General features: G+C 61.5%; 5 protein-coding genes and 2 pseudogenes. 3 read left to right on the top strand and 4 right to left on the bottom strand.

What is annotated here, in order from left to right:
• Together I5W_RS05255 and I5W_RS05250 are read right to left on the bottom strand one after the other, a co-directional pair.
• Positions 1-725, bottom strand: a 725-nt coding sequence (locus I5W_RS05255; RefSeq protein ID WP_199901708.1) for a pirin family protein, incomplete at its 3' end; no start/stop codon positions are given.
• A 114-nt stretch (positions 726-839) separates the two neighbouring features.
• Positions 840-1235: a DoxX family protein gene (locus I5W_RS05250; protein WP_044528453.1), complete on the bottom strand. Its 396-nt coding sequence runs from the start codon at positions 1233-1235 to the stop codon at positions 840-842.
• 225 nt (positions 1236-1460) lie between these two features.
• Between I5W_RS05250 and I5W_RS05245 the strand changes: the two are divergent.
• The 3 genes and pseudogenes from I5W_RS05245 (at position 1461) to I5W_RS05235 (ending at position 3121) form a co-directional block, all read left to right on the top strand.
• A pseudogene (locus I5W_RS05245) lies at positions 1461-2407 on the top strand (LysR family transcriptional regulator).
• Positions 2408-2540: 133 nt separating this feature from the next.
• Positions 2541-2840: a helix-turn-helix transcriptional regulator gene (locus tag I5W_RS05240; RefSeq protein WP_017450536.1), complete on the top strand. Its 300-nt coding sequence runs from the start codon at positions 2541-2543 to the stop codon at positions 2838-2840.
• On the top strand, positions 2840-3121 hold the full coding sequence (locus I5W_RS05235; RefSeq protein WP_044528452.1) for a HipA N-terminal domain-containing protein: 282 nt from the start codon (positions 2840-2842) through the stop codon (positions 3119-3121). Before I5W_RS05240 ends, I5W_RS05235 begins: the two co-directional genes overlap by 1 nt.
• Here the strand turns inward: I5W_RS05235 and I5W_RS31050 are convergent.
• A pseudogene (locus I5W_RS31050) lies at positions 3102-3194 on the bottom strand (DnaA N-terminal domain-containing protein); the annotation flags it as partial. The gene I5W_RS05235 and the pseudogene I5W_RS31050 overlap by 20 nt on opposite strands.
• A gap of 399 nt (positions 3195-3593) precedes the next feature.
• On the bottom strand, positions 3594-3748 hold a 155-nt coding region (locus tag I5W_RS05230), incomplete at its 5' end, for a class II glutamine amidotransferase (protein WP_044528451.1).

Raw genomic sequence — 3748 nt, 5'->3', positions numbered from 1 at the left:
GCCCTGACCGTCACCCCTGCGGCATCGGCCACATGGGACAGCAGCGCCATGCGTCCCGCCTCGGCCAGGCGCGCCTCGCTACCTTGCGGGCCGACGGCCAGCCTGCCTTCATAGACGTAGAGGAAGGCATTGTGGGTCGCCGCAATCGGCAAATCCAGGGTGACGCCGGCTTCCAGGTTCAGGTCCAGGTACAGTGGTTCGGTGGTCTCGCGACGGATCGCGCCATCCACCCCGAAGGCGCTGCCGGCCAACACGCGTACCTTCACGCCCGGTTGCGGCGAGGTCTCGGGAATACCGGCGGCCGGAATGTCCTGGTAGCCGGGCGTAGTCATCTTGTCCTTGGCGGCCAGGTTGACCCAGAGCTGGAAACCGCTCATCAGGCCATCTTCCTGTTCCGGTAATTCCGAGTGGACCAGGCCGCGCCCGGCGGTCATCCATTGCATCCCACCCGGTTCCAGCAAACCTTCGTTGCCGGCATTGTCGCGGTGGCGCATCCGGCCGGCCAGCATGTAGGTCACGGTTTCGAAACCACGGTGCGGATGGTCGGGGAAGCCGGCCAGGTAATCGCTGGGTTCGTCGGAATGGAAGGCGTCCAGCATCAGGAACGGGTCCAGGCGGCGTTGCAGGTCATGGGTCAGCACGCGGGTCAGACTCACGCCGGCGCCGTCCTGGGTGGCGATGCCCTTGACCAGGCGTTCGATCTGGCGGGTGTAGGGGGTGCTCATGTTCTCTCCTTGGAAAGGTCCGCAGCCCATTCTCATGGCTGCGGGCGGGTCATGCGTTATGTGTGATGCGATAGGTACGCTTGGGCTGCAGCGATCAACGATGATCAGCGACGATCAGCGACGCTCTTCCGGCTGCGCTTGCGGGTCGATGGAAGACACCAGCAGCAGCGCACCGATCAGGGCCACGTTCTTGAGGAAGTGGATCATCTGGCCTTGTGCGGCAGCGCCTTCCATGGTCCAGAAGTGATGGGCCGACAAGGTGGCGCCGACGGTAAACAGGGCAATCACCAGTGACACCGGGCGCACGCCACGGCCAGTCATCAACAACAGACCACCGCCGACTTCGACTAGGATGGTGAGCAGCACCACCAGGGTCGGGGCCGGCAGGCCCAGGCTGGAGAAATAGCCGACCGTGCCGGCGAAGCCGATGATCTTGAAGATCCCGGAAATGACGAACAAGGAAGCCAGCAGGACGCGGCCAATACGGAAGGTGGTGAAGTTGGTGATCATGGTAAGCCTCTCTGTGTTGGGTGAACTACGTTGGTTTGTTTTTTCTTGCAGTCGATGCTGCGGTTGCTTGATATCAATGTCTTGCCTGATCTGCTTGCTACTGCTTCGCTGCAGCCAGTGACGACAGAATAGGCAAGTTCGCCCCCAGAAAAAACTGATTATCTTTTTATAATCATGATCTAAATTTTAGATATAGTTGGCACTTCATCAGATATCGAGGTCAGTATGAATATTGAGCGCCTGTCGCTGGATCAGTTGCGCGTCTTCGTCCAAGTAGCCGACAGCGGCAGCTTCCTGGCTGCCGCCCGCAAGCTGGCGCGCGCCCAGTCCGCGGTCAGTTACGCCATCGCCACGCTGGAAGAGCAGCTCGGCGTGCTGCTGTTCGACCGCAGCGGCTACCGGCGACAGTGACCGCGCCAGGGGTGGCTTTGCTGGNCGATGCGCGCCAGGTGCTGANCCATGTGGATTCCTGCAGGGTGCGGGCCAGCTCCTATGCACGTGACAGAAAACTGGAAGTATCGCTGGCGGTGGACGTGTTCTTTCCTACCGATTGCCTGGTGGACCTGCTGCAGCGCTTCCGCCTGGCCTTCCCGGAGGTGACGGTGCGGCTGGAAGTGGAAGCCCTGGGGGCGGTGGCCGAGCGCGTCATCGATGGGCGTTCCATGCTGGGCATCCTGGGCACGTTGCCCACCACGCCGCCCAACCTGCTGCGTATTACACTGCCCAGCGTGCAACTGGTGGCGGTGGTGGCGCCGGATCATCCGCTGGCCAAGGTGCGGGGGCGGATTTCGGAAAAGCTGTTGCAGCAGCAGACCCAGCTGGTGCTTTCCGACCGCAGCGAATTGACGGCGCGCCAGGATTTCTCGGTGCACTCGCGCCTGACCTGGCGCATGAGCGACCTCGGAACCAAGCACGCCCTGCTGCGCGCCGGCATGGGCTGGGGCAACATGCCGCGGCATGTGGTGCAGGACGACCTGGACCATGGAAGGCTGGTGAGCATCAGTACCATCCACCATCCGCCGCAAGGGGCGGAGTTGCCCATCCAGTGCGTCTACAAGCCCGACCATCCGGCCGGCCCGGCGCTGTCGTGGTGGCTGGATTCGCTGGCGGCGCTGACCGCACTGGTACCAGGTGCAGGCGCAGGCAAAATACAAGCTAAGGGCGATAAATAGAATTTATAAGATAAAAGCGATAAATTACAAAAACAAGATATTTCTTGTATTGTGCATTTATCGCTCTTATCCTATATTAATACCATAGGGCCGCCTACGCCCTTCCCGTCTTTCCTGTATCGAGGTAGCCCCCATGGCCAACGATTTCCCCATCAGCCTGTCGGCCCAGTTGCGCGAGCACCTGCGTGCCCTGCGCAAGCAGCAGCGCATGACCCAGGCGCAACTGGGCGAACGCATCGGCGTAAGCCAGGCGCGCATCGCCGAGATTGAGGCCAATCCCGGCGCGGTCAGCGTGGAACAGACGCTGTTGCTGCTGGCGACCCTGGGCGCCACGCTCAGGCTGCACGTCAACGCCAGCGAGCCTGGCCGGCATCATATCGCCGAGCCCGGTGCGGCGGCCACCATCCCCAGCAAGAAGCGGGGTTCCTGGTAATGCAGCAACTCCATGCCTGGATGAATGGCGAGCTGGTCGGCACCTGGAGCGTGGAGCGCCAATTGCACCGCTTCCACTATGCCCCGCAGTGGGTACGCTCGGTGCATTTCCGGCCGCTGTCGCTGTCCTTGCCGCTGACGGCCTCGGGCGAACTGCGCGGCGACGCCGTGCGCCACTACTTCGACAACCTGCTGCCGGACAATGCCGATATCCGCGAGCGCCTGCGCCAGCGCTATCGGCTGGCCTCCATCGAGGTCTTCGGAGCGGCACCAGCGGCTTGATCCAGGCGCTGTATTGCTGAGGCGTCAACTCCTGCTCGAGTTTGTGGGAGCAGGCTTGCCAGAAGTTTTCCATGAAGCTTTCTTGTCGGATGATTGCGGCGCCCCTTGCCGCGTCCAGCGGACGGGCCTTGGACGAAGTCGTCCGGGCGCGAAACGAGGGACGCATTTTACTCTGGTAAACCTAAGTTATCCACAGGCGAATCGGCATATTTGCCCCAATAAGCTCATCTATCCACAGGCTGCGCAGCAGCGACTTCAAACTAGCAGCCCTGAAGGCGCTTCGCGGGCGGGTGATAGGGGGACAGAGTAGGAGGCTTGGGGAAAAGACAAGCTGGCCGGGAGGGTCAGGTTTTTTTGTAACAGCCTGTGCAAAACACGAAAGGCGGCGCTGGCCTGTCCCTTTTTTCCCCTGTGGACAGGTTCAACTTGGCGAAAAATTCGCCTGTGGATAAGACACGCCGGCAGGTCGGTGTCAGTCGACTACGGCGCCGTCCACGAAGACCTTCATTTCACCTGGCTGGTATTGCGTCCAGACTTCATTGTCCGTCAGCGGCTGGGTGACGATGACGGCCACCCGGTCGTGCCTGGTAGTGACTTCGGAGAAATCCACCGAGAGGTCTTCATCGG

This window comes from Herbaspirillum sp. B65 (assembly GCF_000333555.1).
GTDB lineage: Bacteria > Pseudomonadota > Gammaproteobacteria > Burkholderiales > Burkholderiaceae_D > Herbaspirillum > Herbaspirillum rubrisubalbicans.
This window is presented reverse-complemented; position numbering and strand designations above follow the sequence as displayed.